Origin of the sequence: Burkholderia savannae (genome assembly GCF_001524445.2) — a bacterium.
Classification (GTDB): Bacteria; Pseudomonadota; Gammaproteobacteria; order Burkholderiales; family Burkholderiaceae; genus Burkholderia; species Burkholderia savannae.
Genome location: NZ_CP013417.1, coordinates 1,068,444 through 1,087,809 on the forward strand (window position 1 = coordinate 1,068,444; position 19,366 = coordinate 1,087,809).

Sequence of the window (19,366 nt, forward strand, 5' to 3'; positions counted from 1 at the left end):
CGTGCGCGCCGCTCGATTCGATTCATTTGGGGACGATATGAAATTTGCATTCGTTTTTCCGGGCCAGGGCTCGCAATCGGTCGGCATGCTCAATGCATTCGCCGACGTCGCCGTCGTGCGCGAGACGCTCGACGAAGCGTCCGACGCGCTGGGTCAGGACATCGGCAAGCTGATCGCCGACGGCCCGGCCGACGAACTCAATCTGACGACGAATACGCAACCCGTGATGCTGACGGCCGCGTACGCGTGCTATCGCGCGTGGCGGCAGGCGGGCGGCGTGGAGCCGTCGATCGTCGCGGGCCACAGCCTCGGCGAATACACGGCGCTCGTCGCCGCGGGCGCGATCGCGTTTCGCGACGCGCTGCCGCTCGTGCGCTTCCGCGCGCAGGCGATGCAGACGGCCGTGCCCGTCGGCGTGGGCGGGATGGCGGCGATTCTCGGTCTCGACGACGATGCGGTGCGCGCGGTGTGCGCCGAGGCGTCGGCGTCGGGCGTCGTCGAAGCGGTGAATTTCAACGCGCCCGCGCAAGTCGTGATCGCGGGCACGAAGGCGGGCATCGAGAGGGCCTGCGAAATCGCGAAGGCGAAGGGCGCGAAGCGCGCGCTGCCGCTGCCCGTGTCGGCGCCGTTCCACTCGTCGCTGCTCAAGCCCGCGTCGGACAAGCTGCGCGACTACCTCGCGAAGGTCGACGTGAAGGCGCCGCAGATTCCCGTCGTCAACAACATCGACGTCGCGCAGGCGTCCGATCCCGAGGCGATCAAGGATGCGCTCGTGCGCCAGGCGGCGGGCCCCGTGCGCTGGGTCGAGTGCGTGCAGCACATCGCCCGCCAAGGCGTGACGCACGTGATCGAGTGCGGCCCGGGCAAGGTGCTCGCGGGCCTCACGAAGCGCATCGACGGCAACCTGGTTGGCGCGTCGGTGTTCGATCCGGCGTCGCTCGACGAAGCGCTCAAGCTCGCCGCCGCCTGACGTTGCGTCAGGCGCGCAAGCTTGCCGATTCAACCGAAACACGGAACCACTGCATGGACAAGACTCTCGACAAACAAGTCGCGATCGTGACCGGCGCGTCGCGCGGGATCGGCCGCGCGATCGCGCTCGAGCTCGCGCGCCGCGGCGCGACGGTGATCGGCACCGCGACGACCGAAGCGGGCGCCGAGGGCATTTCCGCCGCATTCAAGGAAGCCGGGCTCGAAGGCCGCGGCGCCGTGCTGAACGTCAACGATGCGGCGACGGTCGACGCGCTCGTCGAGTCGACGCTCAGCGAGTTCGGCGCGCTGAACGTGCTCGTCAACAACGCGGGCATCACGCAGGATCAGCTCGCGATGCGGATGAAGGACGAAGAGTGGGACGCCGTCATCGACACGAACCTGAAGGCGGTATTCCGTCTGTCGCGCGCGGTGCTGCGCCCGATGATGAAGGCGCGCGGCGGACGCATCGTCAACATCACGTCGGTGGTCGGCTCCGCGGGCAATCCGGGGCAGATCAACTACGCGGCCGCGAAGGCGGGCGTCGCGGGGATGACGCGCGCGCTCGCGCGCGAGATCGGCAGCCGCGGCATCACCGTGAATTGCGTCGCGCCGGGCTTCATCGACACCGACATGACGAAGGTGCTGCCGCAAGATCAGCAGGCCGCGCTGAAGACGCAAATTCCGCTCGGCCGCCTGGGCAGCCCGGAGGACATCGCGCATGCGGTCGCGTTCCTCGCATCGCCGCAGGCCGGCTACATCACGGGCACGACGCTGCACGTGAACGGCGGCATGTTCATGTCGTAACGGAATTCGTTTACCATCCGCGCCGTGCATGCGTGACAGCGCATCCGGCGCATGCTTGGCCGCAAAGCCGGCGCGCATTTTGGGCAGCACCAAACCTGCTAAAATGCGCGCACTTGTAAATCTGAACTTTCCCTCGGAGGGGTAATGGACAATATCGAACAACGCGTCAAGAAGATCGTCGCCGAACAACTGGGCGTCGCCGAAGCTGAAATCAAGAACGAAGCGTCGTTCGTGAACGACCTCGGCGCGGACTCGCTCGACACGGTCGAACTGGTCATGGCGCTCGAAGACGAGTTCGGCATGGAAATTCCGGATGAAGAGGCAGAGAAGATCACGACCGTTCAGCAAGCGATCGACTACGCTCGCGCGAACGTCAAGGCGTAACACGCACGCCGTCTGCAAGTTTTTGCACACGCTGCGCTGGATGCGCGATCGCGTCGGCGTCGTCGCCGGCCGAGCTAACAGCCACAGGGCTCGCAGGAGTGGTTCCTGTGGCCGCTGTGGCTTTTGTTTTTGTCATTCAATGGAAAAGAGGTTACCGTGAGCCGCCGTCGTGTTGTTGTTACAGGCCTTGGGCTGATTTCGCCTGTTGGCAATAATGTTGCCGACGGCTGGGCCAATCTCGTGGCCGGCAAGTCCGGCATCGTCAATATCACGAAGTTCGATGCGACGAACTTCTCGACCCGCTTCGCAGGCGAGGTGAAGGGCTTCAACGTCGAGGACTACATCCCGGCGAAGGAAGCGCGCCACATGGATACCTTCATCCATTACGGGATCGCGGCCGGCGTGCAGGCGATGCACGACAGCGGCTTCCAGGTCACCGACGAAAACGCGGAGCGCGTCGGCGTCGTGGTCGGCTCGGGCATCGGCGGGCTACCGATGATCGAAGTCACGCAGACCGAGCTGCTCAATCGCGGCCCGCGCCGGATCTCGCCGTTCTTCGTGCCGGCGTCGATCATCAACATGATCTCCGGCCACCTGTCGATCAAGTTCGGCATCAAGGGCCCGAATCTCGCGATCGTCACCGCGTGCACGACCGGCCTGCACTGCATCGGCGAGGCCGCGCGCCTCATCGAATACGGCGACGCCGACGTGATGATCGCGGGCGGCGCGGAGTCGACCGTGTCGCCGCTCGGCATCGGCGGCTTCGCGGCGGCGCGCGCGCTGTCCCAGCGCAACGACGATCCGGCGACGGCGAGCCGTCCGTGGGACAAGGACCGCGACGGCTTCGTGCTCGGCGAGGGCGCGGGCGTGATGGTGCTCGAGGAGTACGAGCACGCGAAGGCGCGCGGCGCGAAGATCTACGCGGAAGTCGCGGGCTACGGGATGAGCGGCGACGCCTATCACATGACGGCTCCGCTCGAGGACGGCGACGGCGCGCGCCGCTGCATGCTGGCCGCGCTGCGCAACGCGGGCGTGAATGCCGATCAGGTGAATTATCTGAACGCGCACGGCACGTCGACGCCGCTCGGCGATCTGGCCGAGACCGTCGCGATCAAGCGCGCGTTCGGCGACCACGCGAAGGACATCGTCGTCAACTCGACCAAGTCGATGACGGGGCACTTGCTCGGCGGCGCCGGCGGGCTCGAATCGGTGTTCACGGTTCTCGCGGTCCACAATCAGGTGTCGCCGCCGACGATCAACATCTTCAACCAAGATCCCGAGTGCGATCTCGACTATTGCGCGAACGAAGCGCGCGAGATGAAGATCGACATCGCGCTGAAGAACTCGTTCGGCTTCGGCGGGACTAACGGCACGCTGGTTTTCAAGCGCGTCTGACGCGGGGTCGCTTGACGGAGCCGTTCCACGCCGCATCGGCAGGTGCGCAGCACGTCGTGCTGCGCGCGTCGGCGTGCTTGCGCGCCGCATGCGCGCTGTTCGTGCCGGTCGTCGGCGCGGCGGTGCATGCGGGCGCCGCGCCGCTCGTCGGCAACGGCGGGGCGGCGGCGCTCGCCGTGCTGGTCGCGGCGCTCGTCGCGCTGCGCGCACGGGCCGCCTGCGAGCGGCGCCAGCCGGCCGCGTTGCGGATCGATGCCGGTGCGGGCGTGCTCGCGGCGTTCGATCGCGGCGGGCGGCTGCTCGCGCGCGGTCGGATCGCCGGTTGCACGCAATGGAGCGATCTGCTCGTCGTGCTGACGGTGCAAGGCCGCGGCCGGCGCGCAACGCCGCTCGTGATCCCGGTGGACGCGGTCGACGCGCCCGTGTTCCGCGCGCTCTGCGTGCTCGGCCGGCGCGCCGCGCGCGGGACGCTCGCGGCGGCATGAACGCGGCCGGGACCGTTCCCTGGCTCAAACGCGCATGAGCGCCTCGAGCGGGAACGTTACAATAGCGCTCCGCGTTGCTTCCCTCGTTTACGGATTTGTCAGGTGAGTGAAAAAGAAATCGATCAGGTACTGGTCGAGCGCGTACAGAATGGCGACAAGGCGGCGTTCGAACTCCTGGTCTCCAAATACCACCGCAAGATCATCCGGTTGATCTCGCGCCTCGTGCGAGATCCCGCGGAGGTCGAGGACGTGGCCCAGGACGCGTTCATCAAGGCCTATCGCGCGTTGCCGCAGTTTCGCGGCGAGTCGGCGTTCTACACGTGGTTGTACCGGATTGCCGTCAATACGGCGAAGAACTACCTTGCGACCCAGGGGCGCCGGGCGCCCACGTCCACCGACGCGGATGCCGAAGAGGCTGAAACTTTCTCCGATGCGGACCAACTAAGGGATATCAACACGCCTGAGTCGATGTTGATGAGCAAGCAGATCGCCCAAACGGTCAACGCCGCGATGGCGCTGTTGCCGGAAGAGCTGCGAACGGCCATCACGCTGCGCGAAATCGAAGGTCTGAGCTACGAAGAGATCGCGGAGATGATGGGATGCCCGATCGGCACCGTTCGCTCGCGGATCTTTCGCGCCCGCGAGGCGATCGCTGCAAAATTGCGGCCGCTGCTCGATACGCCGGAAGGCAAGCGCTGGTGAGCGCCTGAGGCGAATCGAAGCGGCTTGGGGTCTAGTTACGGAGTCGTGTGTTACGACGGGGTGTGCAAGATGGGGAGCATCATGGGGTCGGTCTCTACGCAGTCGCATACGTGTTCGCAACGCGAGCGCGTGTCCGCTCTGGTCGACGGCGAAGCGCCTGAGGGCCTTTCGCTGAAACAGATTCTCGCAGGGCTGGGCGACGCCGAGCGCGCGACATGGGCACAGTATCACGTGATCGGCGACGCGCTTCGGTCCGACGAGCTCACGCTCGAGCCGGCCGAAAGCGGCGCATTCATGGCCCGCTTCTCGGCGAGCCTCGTGGCCGAGCCGCACCTGCTCGCGCCCGCCGCCGCGCCCGTCGCGCGCCGGCTGCTGGGGCTGCGGCGCCGGGTCGTGCCCGCGTTCGCGGTCGCGGCCGCCGCGGCGACGCTGACGTGGATCGTCGTGCCGCAGATGCAGCGCGTCGGCGCGCCGGGTGCTGTCCAGGTTGCGTCGGTGAGCCCCGCGCAGCAAGGCCTGCAACGCGTGTCGGCCGCTCAGCCCGCGCTGCAGGACGCGAACATCATTCGCGATGCGAGCCTCGATCAATATCTCGAAGCGCATCAACAGTTCGCGCAGCAGCCCGTCGTGACGGGTTCGATGCCGGTCATTCGCACAGCCGTCACCACGCAAGGCCAATAAATTCGATGCGGACGTTGCAGTTGAATCAAGCCATCCTCGGTTGGAGGCGGCTGCCGGCGCTGTTGCTGTGCGCGGCCGCGCTGTTGTCCGTCCAATCCGCCGCCTTCGCTCAGCAGCCCGACAATCCCGTGGCCACCCGGCGCTCGGCCGCCGAGTGGCTCGATCGCATCCAGCAGGCCGCGCAGCAGCAGAACTACGAAGGCACGTTCGTGTATCAGCGCGGCGCGTACGTGCAGTCGTCCCGGATCGTCCATTTCGCGTCGAAGGGCGACGGCGAATTCGAGCAGGTCGAAAGCCTCGACGGCAAGCCGCGCAAGCTGCTGCGCCACAACGACGATCTCTACACGTTCGTGCCCGAGCGGCGGCTTTGCGTCGTCGAGCGCCGCCAGAACAAGGATTCGTTCCCCGCGCTGCTGGGTGCGGGCGGCGAGCAGGTGCTGTCCGTCTACGAGCCGAAGGCGCTCGGGCGCGACCGCGTCGCGGGCCTCGACGCGCAGGTCGTCGAACTCGTGCCGAAGGACGCGTACCGCTTCGCGTACAAGCTGTGGACCGACGCGAAGACGGGGCTTCTGCTGCGTTCGCAGACGCTCGATGCCGACGATCACGTGCTCGAGCAGATCGCGTTTTCGCAGCTGCAGCTCGGCGCCGCGGCGCCGAACCAGAAGACTGCGATCGCGGCCGGCATGCGCAATCTCGGCGGCTGGACCGTCGTGCGGCCGCCGGTGGCGCCCATCGACATCGAGGCGCAGGGCTGGCAGATCGCGCCGACGGTCGCGGGCTTCCGCAAGATCCGCGAGGTGCGCCGCCCGATGGCCGCGCGCGACGCGAGCGATCCGCCGATTCCGGTCGATCAGGCCGTGTTCACCGACGGTCTCGCGACCATTTCGGTCTTTATCGAGCCAGCCGAAAAGAACAGCCGCAAGGAAGGGGCGGGCAGCACCGGCGCGACGCACGTGCTCGTCAAGCGCCGCGGCGATTTCTGGATCACCGTTCTCGGCGAAGCGCCTCCCGCGACGTTGCAGCAGTTCGCGTCTGCCATAGAATACAAGGCTTCCAAGTAACCTTCCGGTTTCCGACATGATGAATCCCTCGCTGCGCACCAGGCTCGTCGCCGCAGCGGTGGCGGCCTTGGCGCCGCTTGCCGCGCACTCGGCGACGGCGGCTCCGAATGTCACGGCCGCGCCCGCCGCCACGGGCACGGCGCCCGCGCCGCGCGCGGCTTTGCCCGATTTCGCGGACCTCGTCGAGAAAGTCGGCCCGGCGGTCGTCAACATCCGGACGACGGCCAGCGTGCCGGCCGATACGCGCGGCGCGCTGCCGCCCGGCCTCGACAACGGCGACATGTCGGAATTCTTCCGCCGCTTCTTCGGCATCCCGCTGCCGCAGCCGCCGGGCGGGCAGAAGAACGCGCCGAGCACGCCCGACGCGCCCGACACCGAGCAGAACCGCGGCGTCGGCTCGGGCTTCGTCCTGTCGCCTGACGGCTACGTGATGACGAATGCGCACGTCGTCGACGACGCGGACACGATCTACGTGACGCTCACCGACAAGCGCGAATTCAAGGCAAAGCTCATCGGCGTCGACGAGCGCACGGACGTCGCGATCGTGAAGATCAGCGCAACGAACCTGCCGACCGTCGCGATCGGCGATTCGAACCGCGTGCGCGTCGGCGAATGGGTCGTCGCGATCGGCTCGCCGTTCGGCCTCGACAACACGGTCACGGCCGGCATCGTCAGCGCGAAGGGCCGCAACACCGGCGACTACCTGCCGTTCATCCAGACCGACGTCGCCGTCAACCCCGGCAATTCGGGCGGCCCGCTCATCAACATGCAGGGCGAGGTGATCGGCATCAACTCGCAGATTTACAGCCGCACGGGCGGCTTCATGGGCATCTCGTTCGCGATTCCGATCGACGAGGCGATGCGCGTCGCCGAGCAGCTGAAGGCGTCGGGCAAGGTCACGCGCGGCCGAATCGCGGTCGCGATCGGCGAGGTGACGAAGGAAGTCGCCGATTCGATCGGCCTGCCGAAGGCGGAAGGCGCGCTCGTGAGCAGCGTCGAGCCGGGCGGCCCGGCCGACAAGGCCGGCCTGCAGCCGGGCGACATCATCCTGAAGTTCAACGGCCGCCCGGTGGACACGGCGTCGGATCTGCCGCGCATGGTCGGCGACACGAAGCCGGGCGCGAAGGCGACGGTGACGGTGTGGCGCAAGGGGCAGTCGCGCGATTTGCCGATCACGATCGCCGAATTCCCGACCGACAAGGGCGCGAAGACCGAGAGCCGCCAGGCGCCGCAGCAGAAGCCGCGCAGCAATGCGCTCGGTCTGACGGTCAGCGACCTGTCGCCCGAGCAGCTGAAGACGCTCAAGCTGCGCAACGGCGTGCAGATCGATGCGGTCGACGGCCCGGCCGCGCGCGCGGGCCTGCAGCGCGGCGACATCGTGCTGCGCGTCGGCGACGTCGACATCACGAGCGCGAAGCAGTTCGTCGACGTGGCCTCGAAGCTCGATCCGCAGCGCGCGGTCGCGGTGCTCGTGCGGCGCGGCGACAACACGCAGTTCATCCCGATCCGGCCGCGTCAGAAGTGAGCGCCGCCGCGCGATTCACGCTGTACGGCCGAGGCTGGTGCCATTTGTGCGACGACATGCGCGACGCGCTCGCGCCTGTCGCGGCCGAATGCTCGGCGAGCGTCGACTACGTCGACATCGACGCGGAGCCGGCGCTCGTCGCGCGCTACGACGAGGACGTGCCGGTGCTGCTGCTCGACGGCGTCGAGGTGTGCCGGCACCGCTTCGACGAGGCGCGGGTCAGGGAGGCGCTCGCGCGGCGCGGGGCGTGACGCGCGGCGCCGGCGTCGAAGGCGGGCGCCTAAAAGAACGTATGGGGAGAGTGGGTGCGGCCGCACCGTAGCGGCATGCGCCGCGCGGCCAGCAGCGCCCGCCGAACGATCGCGCCGCGCGCCGCTGGCCAGGGGCGCGCGCCCGAGGTCCAAAATGCCGCCCCTAGCGGGCCTTTTCGGCTAAAATAGGCCGTTTTTTCACCGACTTACAAGGCGTGCTCCGCGGTCGTCGAGCGCGCCTTTTTCGCTTGATCGGCACTGAATGGATCATATTCGCAACTTCTCGATCATCGCGCACATCGACCACGGCAAGTCGACGCTCGCGGATCGCATCATCCAGCTTTGCGGCGGCCTGTCCGACCGCGAAATGGAAGCGCAGGTGCTCGACTCGATGGATCTCGAGCGCGAGCGCGGCATCACGATCAAGGCGCAGACCGCCGCGCTCACCTATCGCGCGCGCGACGGCAAGGTCTACAACCTGAACCTCATCGACACGCCGGGGCACGTCGACTTCTCGTACGAAGTGAGCCGCTCGCTGTCCGCGTGCGAGGGCGCGCTCCTCGTCGTCGACGCGAGCCAGGGCGTCGAGGCGCAGACCGTCGCGAACTGCTACACGGCGATCGAGCTCGGCGTCGAAGTGGTGCCCGTGCTCAACAAGATCGATCTGCCGGCTGCCAATCCGGAGAACGCGATCGCCGAAATCGAGGACGTGATCGGCATCGACGCGACGGACGCCGTGCGTTGCAGCGCGAAGACGGGCTTGGGCGTCGAGGACGTGCTCGAGTCGCTGATCGCGAAGGTGCCGCCGCCGAAGGGCGACCCCGACGCGCCGCTGCAGGCGCTCATCATCGATTCGTGGTTCGACAACTACGTCGGCGTCGTGATGCTCGTGCGGATCGTCAACGGCACGCTGCGCCCGAAGGAAAAGATCAAGCTGATGGCCACCGACGCGCAGTACGCGGTCGAGCACGTCGGCGTGTTCACGCCGAAGTCGCGCAACCTCGAATCGCTGTCGGCGGGGCAGGTGGGCTTCATCATCTCCGGCATCAAGGAGCTGACGGCGGCGAAGGTCGGCGATACGGTCACGCACGCGACGAAGTCCGCGCCCGAGCCGCTGCCGGGTTTCAAGGAAGTGAAGCCGCAGGTGTTCGCGGGCCTTTATCCCGTCGAGGCGAACCAGTACGACGCGCTGCGCGAGTCGCTCGAGAAGCTGAAGCTGAACGACGCGTCGTTGCAATACGAGCCGGAAGTGTCGCAGGCGCTCGGCTTCGGTTTCCGCTGCGGCTTTCTCGGCCTCTTGCACATGGAAATCGTCCAGGAGCGGCTCGAGCGCGAGTTCGACATGGACCTCATCACGACCGCGCCGACGGTCGTCTACGAGGTCGTGCAGAGCGACGGCGCGACGATCATGGTCGAGAATCCGGCGAAGATGCCGGAGCCCGCGCGGATCGCCGAGATCCGCGAGCCGATCGTGACGGTCAACCTGTACATGCCGCAGGACTACGTCGGCTCGGTGATCACGCTGTGCGAGCAGAAGCGCGGCATGCAGATCAACATGCAGTATCACGGGCGGCAGGTGCAGCTCACGTACGAAATCCCGATGGCGGAGATCGTGCTCGATTTCTTCGATCGGCTGAAGTCGGTGTCGCGCGGCTACGCGTCGATGGATTACGAGTTCAAGGAATACCGGACGTCGGACGTCGTGAAGGTCGACATGCTGATCAACGGCGACAAGGTCGACGCCCTCTCGATCATCGTCCACCGTTCGCAGTCGCAGTATCGCGGCCGCGAAGTCGCCGCTAAGATGCGCGAGATCATTCCGCGCCAGATGTACGACGTCGCGATCCAGGCGGCGATCGGCGCGCACATCATCGCGCGCGAGAACATCAAGGCGCTGCGCAAGAACGTGCTGGCGAAGTGCTACGGCGGCGACATCACGCGCAAGAAGAAACTGCTCGAGAAGCAGAAAGAAGGCAAGAAACGAATGAAGCAGGTGGGTTCGGTCGAGATCCCGCAGGAGGCGTTCCTGGCGATCTTGCGAGTCGAAGACAAATAAACAGGACTGATCCTCTATGAATTTTGCGTTGATCCTTTTCGTGCTCGTCGTCGTGACGGGCATTGCATGGGTGCTGGACAAGCTGGTTTTCCTGCCGCAACGGAAGAAGGCGGCAGACGCGGCGGTCGCCGAGTTCGACCGCCAGCAGGAGCGGATCGGCGAGCGCTTCGCCGACGAGAACGCGCCGCAAACGCGCGCGCGGCTGCGCGACGAGAAGCTGCGCCAGCCGTGGTGGCTCGAGTACACGGCGAGCTTCTTCCCGGTGATTCTCGTCGTGTTCGTCGTGCGCTCCTTCATCGTCGAGCCGTTCAAGATTCCGTCGGGCTCGATGGTGCCGACGCTCCTCGTCGGCGATTTCATCCTCGTCAACAAGTTCGACTACGGCCTGCGCCTGCCGATCACGAATCAGAAGATCACCGAGGGCCGCCCGCTGCAGCGCGGCGACGTCGTCGTGTTCCGCTATCCGAAGGACGAATCGGTCGACTACATCAAGCGCGCGATCGGCCTGCCGGGCGACACGGTCGCGTACCAGGACAAGAAGCTGACGATCAACGGCCAGCCCGTGCCCGAGGCGCCGCTGCCCGACTACTTCGACGAAGAGCGGATGAACTACGCGAAGCAGTTCGAGGAAACGATCGGCGCGCGCAAGAACGCGATCCTCAATAATCCGGCGGTGCCGCCGTTCGTAATGGGCGCGGACGATTATCCGTATCGAGACAACTGCCAGTACGACAGCCGCGGCGTCGTCTGCAAGGTGCCGCCCGGCCATTACTTCATGATGGGCGACAACCGCGACAACAGCGCGGACAGTCGTTACTGGGGCTTCGTGCCGGACAAGAACATCGTCGGCCGCGCCTTCTTCATCTGGATGAACTTCAGCGAACTGAAACGCGTCGGCTCGTTCAACTGAGCTGTGCGTCGATGTTGCGACACGCCGCGCGAGGGCTGCGCGGCGTGTTGCCGAACGACTTTAAGAACCGGCGGCAACACCGCCTCGCCACGCCTTTTCGCGCCAGGTCGCGTTTGCCGACCGAAGCGGCGCCCGCGTTATACTCCTGTCCATGGCCCTATCCCAGTTGGAAAGCCGGCTGCGCTATGAATTTTGCAATGCGGAATTGTTGCGCCAGGCTTTGACCCATCGCAGTCACAGTGCCACGCATAACGAACGGCTCGAGTTTCTTGGCGACTCCGTTCTGAATTGCGCGGTGGCCGCCCTTTTGTTCCAGCGTTTCGGCAAGCTGGACGAGGGCGACTTGTCGCGCGTGCGGGCGAACCTCGTCAAGCAGCAGTCGCTCTACGAAATCGCTCAGGCCCTCAATATCTCGGACGGCCTGCGGCTCGGCGAGGGCGAGCTGCGCAGCGGCGGGTTCCGAAGACCGTCGATCCTCGCGGACGCGTTCGAAGCCATCATCGGGGCGGTGTTTCTCGATGGCGGCTTCGAAGCCGCCCAAGGGGTCATCAAGCGCCTGTACGTGCCGATTCTCGATCACATCGATCCGCGCACGCTCGGCAAGGACGCGAAGACGCTGCTGCAGGAGTATCTGCAGGGCCACAAGATCGCGTTGCCGACCTACACCGTCGTCGCGACGCATGGTGCGGCGCACAATCAGCAATTCGAAGTCGAATGCACGGTGCCGAAGCTGGACGTGAAGGTGTCCGGCTCGGGCGCGAGCCGCCGCGCGGCCGAGCAGGCCGCCGCGAAGAAGGCGCTCGACGAGGTGATGGCGGCCGCGCCGATGCTCGCCGCGAAGCCGAAGCGCTCGAAGAGCGCGCGCGGCGCGAAGCACGTGGAGCCGGAGATCGTGCCGGGCGTGAAGGGCGTGCAGGAGGCGCTCGACCTGCGCTCGCCGGATCGCAAGGAGCGTGGCGTGAATCACGCGGCGGGCGTCGATCCGAAGGCTGCCGACGCGAAGGCGGTTGACGTGAGGGCCGCGCTCGAAGCCGTGCCGATCGACGCGAAGGCGGCTGAGCCGAAGCACGCCGACCCGAAGATCGCGGAGTTCCGAGCCGACGATCCGAAGGCGGCCGACGCGAAAGCCTCGGCCGACGCGAAGCCCGTCGAGGCGAAATCCGCCGACGCGAAGGCGGGCGCGCAGGCTCATGCGGCGGCGTCGTTCGCTGCGCCCGCGCAGGCCGACGATGCGTCCGTGCGTTCGCACGCCGCCACGCCCGTCGCGGTGATCCGCGCGGCGCACGTCGAACATGGTGTCGACAAGGCCGAGCCGCGCGCGGCGAAGCCGGCGGACAAGCCTGCTTCGGCGGCCGACAAGTTGCCGGAGAAGCCGGCGGAGAAGGCGACGGAACCCGTGTCCGACAAGGGGCTCGACAAAGGACACGACAAGGGGCTCGAGAAGCCGCATGACAAGCCGTCCGATCATGCCCCGGAAAAAGCGTCCGACAAGACGGCCGAGAAAACCGACGCCGCCGCGCGCGGCGCCGCGGGGGCGTCCGACCGTCCGCCGCGCGCCCGCGATGCGTCGCCGTCCGCCGCCGAGCCCGATCTGGCCGCCGCGCCCGTGCGCGTCGCCGATGCAGGTCATTGACATCGTCCCAATCGACATTGCGGTCGCGCACGGTCGCGCGGCCGCTTCCGAACCCAGCAGCAACCTGATATGAACGCACCCGCTCCCACCGGTTTCCGTTGCGGCATGATCGCGATCGTCGGTCGTCCGAACGTCGGCAAATCCACGCTGATGAACGCGCTCGTCGGCCAGAAGATCAGCATCACGTCGCGCAAGGCGCAGACGACCCGCCACCGGATCACCGGCATCCGCACGCTCGACGACGCGCAGTACATCTTCGTCGACACGCCCGGCTTCCAGACGCGCCACAGCACCGCGCTCAACCGGTCGCTGAACCGCGCGGTGACGTCGACGCTGACATCGGTCGACGCGATCCTGTTCGTGATCGAGGCGGGCCGCTTCGGCCCCGACGACCAGAAGGTGCTCGACCTGATTCCGCCCGGCACGCCGACGCTGCTCGTCGCGAACAAGCTCGACCGCGTGTCGGACAAGGACACGCTGTACCCGTTCTTCCAGAAGATGGGCGAGCTGCGCGAGTTCGCGGAGATCGTGCCGCTGTCGGCGAAGCATTCGGAGGACATCCAGCGGCTGATGAACACGATCAAGCCGTACTTGCCGCAGGGCGACGCGATCTACGGCGAAGACGATCTGACCGATCGCAGCTCGCGCTTTCTCGCGGCCGAGATCCTGCGCGAAAAGGTGTTTCGCTGGACGGGCGACGAGCTGCCGTACACGAGCACCGTCGTCATCGACAAGTTCGAGGAGGAGGGGCGGCTCACGCGCGTGTTCGCGACGATCCTCGTCGAGCGCGACTCGCACAAGGCGATGGTGATCGGCAAGAAGGGCGCGAAGCTCAAGCAGATCAGCACCGAGGCGCGACAGGACATGGAGAAGCTGTTCGACGGCCCCGTCTATCTCGAAACCTTCGTCAAGGTGAGGAGCGGCTGGGCCGACAACGAAGCGGGGCTGCGCGCCTATGGGTACGAATGACGGGACGTCCGATGTCGGGATGACCGACGAGGCCGACGCCGACCCGCAACCTTCGATCGCGCCGTCTACGCAGCCCGCGCTGTCTGCACCGCCCGCGCCGGACGCCGAGAAGCCGGCGCGCAAGCCGCGCCGCGCCGCCGCGCGCACATCCGAATTCCGGATCGCGGAGCAGCCGGGGTTCGTGCTGCACGGCTATCCGTATCGCGAGACGAGCCTCGTCGTCGACGTGCTGACGCGCGATCACGGCCGCATCGCGCTCGTCGCGAAGGGCGCGAAACGCCCGCATTCGGCGCTGCGCGGCGTGCTGCAGACGTTCCAGCCGCTGTCGTTGTCGTGGACCGGCAAGTCCGAGCTGCGCACGCTGACGGGCGCCGAATGGGTGGGCGGCATGCTGCCGCTCGCGGGCGACGCGCTCCTGTGCGGCTTCTACGTGAACGAGCTGCTCGTCAAGTTCTGCGCGCGCGAGGACCCGCACCCGCCGCTCTTCAAGCACTATCTCGTCACGCTCACGCGCCTCGCGCACGGCGAGCCGCCCGTGCAGGTGCTGCGCTCGTTCGAGCGCGTGCTGTTGCGCGAGACGGGCTATGCGATGTCGCTCAAGCGCACGGTCGCGCGGCGCGCGGTCGAGCCCGACAAGCTCTATGTGTTCGATCCGGAGCGCGGCGTGCGCGACGCGGGCGGCGACGTACCGTCGCACTGGCCGGTGATCGCCGGCCAGACGTTGCTCGACATGGAAGAGGACGATTACCATCGGGCGCAGACCGTCGCGCAAAGCAAGACGCTGATGCGCTTCCTGCTCAACACCTATCTGGGCGGCACGCCGCTCGCCACGCGTCAGATCCTGATCGACCTGCAAAACCTATGAGCTTTTTCCTGACATCGCCCACCGCCATCGAACTGGGCGTCAATATCGACCACGTCGCGACGCTGCGCAACGCGCGCGGCACAGCGTATCCGGACCCCGTGCGCGCGGCGCTCGCCGCCGAGGACGCGGGCGCCGACGCGATTACGCTGCATTTGCGCGAAGACCGCCGGCACATCGTCGACGCGGACGTGCGCACGCTGCGTCCGTTGCTGAAAACGCGGATGAATCTCGAATGCGCGGTGACGGCGGAGATGCTCGACATCGCGTGCGAGATCGGTCCGCACGACGCGTGCCTCGTGCCGGAGAAGCGCTCGGAGCTGACGACGGAAGGCGGCCTCGACGTTGCCGGCCATTTCGACGCGGTGCGCGCCGCATGCAGGCAGCTCGCGGACGCCGGCGTGCGCGTGTCGCTCTTCATCGATCCGGACGACGCGCAGATCCGCGCCGCGCACGAGACGGGCGCGCCCGTGATCGAGCTGCACACGGGCCGCTACGCGGATGCGCACGGCGAAGCCGAGCAGCGGCGCGAGTTCGAGCGGATCGCGGCGGGCGTCGACGCGGGCATCGCGCTCGGGCTCAAGGTGAACGCGGGGCACGGGCTGCACTATACGAACGTGCAGGCGATCGCCGCGCTGCCCGGCATCGCCGAGCTGAACATCGGCCACGCGATCGTCGCGCACGCGGTGTTCGTCGGCTGGGACAACGCGGTGCGCGAGATGAAGGCGATCATGGTCGCGGCGCGCGTCGCCGCGCTGCACGGCGGCCGCTGATACGCATGGCGATCTACGGCATCGGCACCGATCTCGTCCAGGTGAGCCGCATCGCCGCCGTGCTCGCGCGCACGGACGGCCGCTTCGCGGAGAAGGTGCTCGGCCCCGACGAGCTGCGCGTGTTCCGCGCGCGGCGCGCGCGCTCGGAGGCGCGCGGCATCGCGTTCCTCGCGACGCGCTTTTCGGCGAAGGAAGCGTTCTCGAAGGCGATCGGCCTCGGCATGCACTGGCCGATGACGTGGCGCGCGCTGCAAACGCTCAACCGGCCGAGCGGCGAGCCGTACGTCGTCGCGTCGGGCGAGCTCGCCGCATGGCTCGATGCGCGCCGCATCACCGCGCGCGTGACGGTGAGCGACGAGCGCGATTACGCGGTGACGTTCGTCGTCGCCGAGGCGCCCGACGACGTCGCCGCCGCGCGCTCGGCCGCCGCTTCCTGATTCCTTCTCCGCAAGGGCTGATTCGATGAAACTGACTCCCGGCCCGGTGATGCTCGACGTCGCCGGCACGACGCTCACGCGCGACGACGCGCGCCGTCTCGCACATCCGCAGACGGGCGGCGTGATCCTGTTCGCGCGCCACTTCGAGAGCCGCGCGCAGCTCGTCGCGCTCACCGACGCGATCCGCGCGATTCGCGACGACATCCTGATCGCGGTCGACCACGAAGGCGGCCGCGTGCAGCGCTTTCGCACCGACGGCTTCACGGTGCTGCCCGCGATGCGCCGGCTCGGCGAGCTGTGGGACAAGGACGTGCTGCACGCGACGAAGGCGGCGACCGCGGCCGGCTACGTGCTCGCGTCCGAGCTGCGCGCGTGCGGCGTCGACATGAGCTTCACGCCCGTGCTCGATCTCGATTACGGCCGCTCGAAGGTGATCGGCGATCGCGCGTTCCATCGCGATCCGCGCGTCGTCGCGCTGCTCGCGAAGAGCTTGAACCACGGGCTCGCGCTCGCCGGGATGGCGAACTGCGGCAAGCATTTTCCCGGTCACGGTTTCGCGCGAGCCGATTCGCACGTCGCGCTGCCGACCGACGACCGTCCGCTCGACGAGATCCTCGCGAACGACGCCGCGCCGTACGACTGGCTCGGGCTGTCGCTTTCGGCGGTCATTCCGGCGCACGTGATCTACACGCAAGTCGATGCGAGGCCGGCGGGCTTCTCGCGCGTGTGGCTGCAAGACGTGCTGCGCGGCCGGCTGGGCTTTCCGGGCGCGGTGTTCAGCGACGATCTGTCGATGGAGGCGGCGCGCGAAGGCGGCACGCTCGCGCAGGCGGCGCAGGCCGCGCTCGACGCGGGCTGCGACATGGTGCTGATCTGCAATCAGCCGGATGCGGCGGAGCGGGTGCTCGACGCGCTGCGCGCGACGACGTCGCGCGAATCGCTGCGGCGAATCAAGCAGATGCGGCCGCGCGGCAAGGCGCTCAAATGGAACAAGCTGATGCGCGAGCCGCGCTATCTGCGCGCGCAGGCGCTCCTGCGCAGTACGTTCGCCTGATGCGAAACGGGCGAGGGCGGCGCGCGGCCGCCCTCGCGTCGACGTCGATCGGGCGTCAGCCGATCTTCATGCGTTGCAGCTTGTTGTAGAGCGTCTTCGGGCTGATGCCGAGGAGCGTCGCCGCGCGGTGGCGCGTGCCGCCGACCGCGTCGAGCGTCGCGCGGATCAGCAGGTCTTCGACGTCGGCGAGCGGCGTGCCGACGCGCACCTGCACGCTGCTGCCGTTCAGCGCCGCGCCGGGCTGCGGATACGCGTCGCCCGCGCGCAGCGTTTCGATGAAGTCGCCCGACTGGTCGTATGCGAGCCGCACGCGCTCCAGCAGCTCGCGCACGTTGCCGGGCCAGTCGTAAGCGAGACATTCGCGGATGAAGCCCGGCGCGGCGCGCTTGTCGGTGATGTTCAGGCCCGCGGCGCGCGCGTCGCGGTTCAGGTCGTCGACGAACGCTTCCGCGATTTCGATCACGTCGTTGTCGCGCTCGCGCAGCGGCGGCAGGCCGATCGACGCGGCGTCGAGGCGCAGCCACAGATCCTCGCGCAGCGTGCCGTTCGCGACCGCCTCGCGGGCCGGGCGGCGCGTCGTCGCGATCAGCCGGAAGTCGCTCGCGATCTCGATCGTGCCGCCGACGCGCATGAAGTTCTGCGAATCGAGCGCGCGCAGCAGCGCCTCCTGCAGCGAAAGCGGCAACGCGGTGATTTCCTCGAGAAACAGCGTGCCGCCGCTCGCCTGCTCGAAGACGCCCGGGTCGCGCCGCTCGACGCCCGTGTACGCGCCGCGCTCGCGGCCGAGCAGCATGCTCTCGACCGCGCGGCCGTTGGTTTCGATGTTGCGCGGCGACTGAACGGCGGCGCGGCAGTCGAACGCGACGAACGGGCCCTTGCGGCGGCGGCTCAGGTCGTGCAGCGTGCGCGCGGCCGCCTCCTTGCCCGTGCCGGGCTCGCCCCACAGCAGCACCGCGGTTTCGGTCCGCGCGTTGTGCTCGATCATGTCGTAGACGTGCTGGATCGCGTCGCTGCGCCCGACGAGCGAGCCGAAGCGGCCGAGGCGGCGCAGCGTCGCGCGCAGCGCCTGCACTTCCTCGATCAACTCGTACGGGCGGGGAATCCGCGCGAGCAGGCTGCGCAGCCGCGGGATGTTGACGGGCTTCAGCAGGTAATCCCAGACGCCGTGCCGCAGCCCTTCGATCGCGCTCTCGACGGTCGCGTTGCCCGTCAGCACGATCACCGGCAGCGAGCCGTTCGGCTGCTGCTGCGGCAGGTTCTGCAACAGATCGAAGCCGCTGCCGTCGGGCAGGTTCAGGTCGACGAGCACGACGTCGGGAATCGAGCGGGCGAGTGCGCCGCGCGCCTCGGCGAGCGACGTCGCCGTATCGACCGAGAATCCGTCCGCCGCGAGCAGCGCGGTCAGGCCGGACAAGCTATTGGGATCGTCTTCGACAATCAGGGCGTGTGGCATGGTGTGCGCGAGTTGAAAGACCGATCCGTCGGCCGGACCGGCGTACAGCCCCCATTTCGGGATGAGAAATGAATTTTATGCCCCATCGCGCACTTGGCGTACGGTATTTGTTATCGACTATAAAACAGTTACGGATGATACAAATTGAATCCCGTCACGGTTTCTGCAAAGCATTGTTTATGATGTGGCGCCTTTATGCAATAAGCGGCGCCGAATAAACAAAAAGCGCCCCGAAGGGCGCTTTGTTCGACCTGATCGCGCAAACGGCGCTTATGCGCGGCTGCGGTATTCGTTCGTGCGCGTGTCGATTTCGATCTTGTCGCCGGTATTGCAGAAGAGCGGCACCTGCAGCTCGAAGCCCGTCGAGAGTTTCGCGTTCTTGAGCACCTTGCCCGACGACGTGTCGCCCTTGACGGCCGGCTCCGTGTACGTGATCTCGCGAACGAGGATCGTCGGCAGTTCGACCGAGATCGCCTTTTCGTTGTAGAACACGACTTCGCACGTCATGCCGTCTTCGAGGTAGTTGAGCGCGTCGCCCATCATTTCCGCTTCGACTTCGTACTGGTTGTAGTCGGCGTCCATGAACACGTACATCGGGTCCGCGAAGTACGAGTACGTCACTTCCTTGCGGTCGAGCACGACGATGTCGAATTTGTCGTCCGCCTTGTAGACCGATTCCTGGCCCGCGTTCGTCAGCAGATTCTTCAGCTTCATTTTGACGACGGCGGCGTTGCGGCCCGATTTGTTGTATTCCGTCTTCGACACGACCCAAGCGTCGTTGCCGACCATCACGACGTTGCCTACGCGGAGTTCCTGTGCGGTTTTCATAACTAAAACTATCCTGAACGAGAGAAGTTGCCTGAGCGTTGCTCAACGGCCAACGGCGCAAGCGGGCTCGAACCGGCAGCCGAGCGGCCGCGTCTGTGATCGGTCGCGGCCGGACGGCCCCCTTTATCCTGGCG

The 19,366-nt window shown here is 67.1% G+C and carries 20 protein-coding genes; 18 read left to right on the top strand and 2 right to left on the bottom strand.

From position 1 onward, the window contains the following. Positions 1 to 37 precede the first annotated feature (37 nt). From fabD to nagZ, 18 genes are all read left to right on the top strand, one after another. On the top strand, positions 38 to 970 hold the full coding sequence (fabD, locus tag WS78_RS05410) for an ACP S-malonyltransferase (RefSeq protein ID WP_038750315.1): 933 nt from the start codon (positions 38 to 40) through the stop codon (positions 968 to 970). 53 nt (positions 971 to 1,023) lie between these two features. Further along, positions 1,024 to 1,773 carry a 3-oxoacyl-ACP reductase FabG gene (fabG, locus tag WS78_RS05415; protein WP_038750318.1) on the top strand — a complete coding sequence of 250 codons (750 nt, stop codon included), beginning with the start codon at positions 1,024 to 1,026 and terminating at the stop codon, positions 1,771 to 1,773. A 144-nt stretch (positions 1,774 to 1,917) separates the two neighbouring features. Beyond that, a complete protein-coding gene (gene acpP / locus WS78_RS05420) occupies positions 1,918 to 2,157 on the top strand; it encodes an acyl carrier protein (protein WP_004197638.1) in 240 nt (79 codons plus the stop codon). A gap of 156 nt (positions 2,158 to 2,313) precedes the next feature. Beyond that, positions 2,314 to 3,552: a beta-ketoacyl-ACP synthase II gene (fabF, locus tag WS78_RS05425; protein ID WP_038750320.1), complete on the top strand. Its 1,239-nt coding sequence runs from the start codon at positions 2,314 to 2,316 to the stop codon at positions 3,550 to 3,552. Between the two features lie 11 nt (positions 3,553 to 3,563). Continuing rightward, positions 3,564 to 4,037, top strand: a complete 474-nt coding sequence (locus WS78_RS05430; RefSeq protein ID WP_038750322.1) for a hypothetical protein — start codon at positions 3,564 to 3,566, stop codon at positions 4,035 to 4,037. 102 nt (positions 4,038 to 4,139) lie between these two features. Next, on the top strand, positions 4,140 to 4,739 hold the full coding sequence (rpoE, locus tag WS78_RS05435; protein WP_038750323.1) for an RNA polymerase sigma factor RpoE: 600 nt from the start codon (positions 4,140 to 4,142) through the stop codon (positions 4,737 to 4,739). 81 nt (positions 4,740 to 4,820) lie between these two features. Continuing rightward, the gene (locus tag WS78_RS05440) at positions 4,821 to 5,420 is read left to right on the top strand and encodes a sigma-E factor negative regulatory protein (RefSeq protein ID WP_038750325.1); all 600 of its coding nucleotides are present in this window, start codon (positions 4,821 to 4,823) and stop codon (positions 5,418 to 5,420) included. A 5-nt stretch (positions 5,421 to 5,425) separates the two neighbouring features. Further along, on the top strand, positions 5,426 to 6,481 hold the full coding sequence (locus WS78_RS05445; RefSeq protein WP_038750327.1) for a MucB/RseB C-terminal domain-containing protein: 1,056 nt from the start codon (positions 5,426 to 5,428) through the stop codon (positions 6,479 to 6,481). 16 nt (positions 6,482 to 6,497) lie between these two features. Further along, complete coding sequence (locus WS78_RS05450; protein ID WP_038750329.1) at positions 6,498 to 8,006, top strand: DegQ family serine endoprotease; 1,509 nt, start codon at positions 6,498 to 6,500, stop codon at positions 8,004 to 8,006. Continuing rightward, a complete protein-coding gene (locus WS78_RS05455; RefSeq protein ID WP_038750331.1) occupies positions 8,003 to 8,257 on the top strand; it encodes a glutaredoxin family protein in 255 nt (84 codons plus the stop codon). The genes WS78_RS05450 and WS78_RS05455 overlap by 4 nt, the downstream gene beginning before the upstream one ends. A 262-nt stretch (positions 8,258 to 8,519) precedes the next feature. Then, entirely contained in the window at positions 8,520 to 10,313 is a 1,794-nt protein-coding gene (gene lepA / locus WS78_RS05460; RefSeq protein WP_038750333.1) for a translation elongation factor 4, read from the top strand. A 16-nt stretch (positions 10,314 to 10,329) separates the two neighbouring features. Next, on the top strand, positions 10,330 to 11,223 hold the full coding sequence (gene lepB / locus WS78_RS05465; RefSeq protein ID WP_038750336.1) for a signal peptidase I: 894 nt from the start codon (positions 10,330 to 10,332) through the stop codon (positions 11,221 to 11,223). A gap of 151 nt (positions 11,224 to 11,374) precedes the next feature. Beyond that, positions 11,375 to 12,856 carry a ribonuclease III gene (rnc, locus tag WS78_RS05470; RefSeq protein ID WP_059584618.1) on the top strand — a complete coding sequence of 494 codons (1,482 nt, stop codon included), beginning with the start codon at positions 11,375 to 11,377 and terminating at the stop codon, positions 12,854 to 12,856. Positions 12,857 to 12,925: 69 nt separating this feature from the next. Then, on the top strand, positions 12,926 to 13,825 hold the full coding sequence (gene era, locus WS78_RS05475) for a GTPase Era (protein WP_038750341.1): 900 nt from the start codon (positions 12,926 to 12,928) through the stop codon (positions 13,823 to 13,825). Then, entirely contained in the window at positions 13,812 to 14,690 is an 879-nt protein-coding gene (recO, locus tag WS78_RS05480) for a DNA repair protein RecO (RefSeq protein WP_082721460.1), read from the top strand. The genes era and recO overlap by 14 nt, the downstream gene beginning before the upstream one ends. Next, complete coding sequence (gene pdxJ, locus WS78_RS05485) at positions 14,687 to 15,460, top strand: pyridoxine 5'-phosphate synthase (RefSeq protein WP_038750344.1); 774 nt, start codon at positions 14,687 to 14,689, stop codon at positions 15,458 to 15,460. Before recO ends, pdxJ begins: the two co-directional genes overlap by 4 nt. 5 nt (positions 15,461 to 15,465) lie before the next feature. After that, positions 15,466 to 15,897 (top strand): holo-ACP synthase, encoded by a 432-nt coding sequence (gene acpS / locus WS78_RS05490; RefSeq protein WP_059584622.1) that lies wholly within the window; start codon positions 15,466 to 15,468, stop codon positions 15,895 to 15,897. A 25-nt stretch (positions 15,898 to 15,922) separates the two neighbouring features. Next, entirely contained in the window at positions 15,923 to 16,951 is a 1,029-nt protein-coding gene (gene nagZ / locus WS78_RS05495; protein WP_038750349.1) for a beta-N-acetylhexosaminidase, read from the top strand. Positions 16,952 to 17,006: 55 nt separating this feature from the next. Here the strand turns inward: nagZ and WS78_RS05500 are convergent, their stop codons facing one another. Together WS78_RS05500 and efp are read right to left on the bottom strand one after the other, a co-directional pair. Beyond that, positions 17,007 to 18,404, bottom strand: coding sequence for a sigma-54-dependent transcriptional regulator (locus WS78_RS05500; RefSeq protein ID WP_038750351.1), 1,398 nt, complete (start codon positions 18,402 to 18,404; stop codon positions 17,007 to 17,009). Between the two features lie 270 nt (positions 18,405 to 18,674). Further along, positions 18,675 to 19,232, bottom strand: coding sequence for an elongation factor P (gene efp / locus WS78_RS05505; RefSeq protein WP_038750354.1), 558 nt, complete (start codon positions 19,230 to 19,232; stop codon positions 18,675 to 18,677). Positions 19,233 to 19,366 lie beyond the last annotated feature (134 nt).

Excerpts from the sequence above, each read along its gene's own strand:
- fabD (WP_038750315.1), top strand. The coding sequence starts at position 38 with ATGAAATTTGCATTCGTTTTTCCGGGCCAGGGCTCGCAATCGGTCGGC.
- WS78_RS05500 (WP_038750351.1), bottom strand. The coding sequence starts at position 18,404 with ATGCCACACGCCCTGATTGTCGAAGACGATCCCAATAGCTTGTCCGGC.
- lepB (WP_038750336.1), top strand. The coding sequence starts at position 10,330 with ATGAATTTTGCGTTGATCCTTTTCGTGCTCGTCGTCGTGACGGGCATT.
- rnc (WP_059584618.1), top strand. The coding sequence starts at position 11,375 with ATGGCCCTATCCCAGTTGGAAAGCCGGCTGCGCTATGAATTTTGCAAT.
- acpP (WP_004197638.1), top strand. The coding sequence starts at position 1,918 with ATGGACAATATCGAACAACGCGTCAAGAAGATCGTCGCCGAACAACTG.
- acpS (WP_059584622.1), top strand. The coding sequence starts at position 15,466 with ATGGCGATCTACGGCATCGGCACCGATCTCGTCCAGGTGAGCCGCATC.
- era (WP_038750341.1), top strand. The coding sequence starts at position 12,926 with ATGAACGCACCCGCTCCCACCGGTTTCCGTTGCGGCATGATCGCGATC.
- WS78_RS05450 (WP_038750329.1), top strand. The coding sequence starts at position 6,498 with ATGATGAATCCCTCGCTGCGCACCAGGCTCGTCGCCGCAGCGGTGGCG.
- pdxJ (WP_038750344.1), top strand. The coding sequence starts at position 14,687 with ATGAGCTTTTTCCTGACATCGCCCACCGCCATCGAACTGGGCGTCAAT.
- WS78_RS05440 (WP_038750325.1), top strand. The coding sequence starts at position 4,821 with ATGGGGTCGGTCTCTACGCAGTCGCATACGTGTTCGCAACGCGAGCGC.
- nagZ (WP_038750349.1), top strand. The coding sequence starts at position 15,923 with ATGAAACTGACTCCCGGCCCGGTGATGCTCGACGTCGCCGGCACGACG.
- lepA (WP_038750333.1), top strand. The coding sequence starts at position 8,520 with ATGGATCATATTCGCAACTTCTCGATCATCGCGCACATCGACCACGGC.
- fabG (WP_038750318.1), top strand. The coding sequence starts at position 1,024 with ATGGACAAGACTCTCGACAAACAAGTCGCGATCGTGACCGGCGCGTCG.
- recO (WP_082721460.1), top strand. The coding sequence starts at position 13,812 with ATGGGTACGAATGACGGGACGTCCGATGTCGGGATGACCGACGAGGCC.
- efp (WP_038750354.1), bottom strand. The coding sequence starts at position 19,232 with ATGAAAACCGCACAGGAACTCCGCGTAGGCAACGTCGTGATGGTCGGC.
- WS78_RS05445 (WP_038750327.1), top strand. The coding sequence starts at position 5,426 with ATGCGGACGTTGCAGTTGAATCAAGCCATCCTCGGTTGGAGGCGGCTG.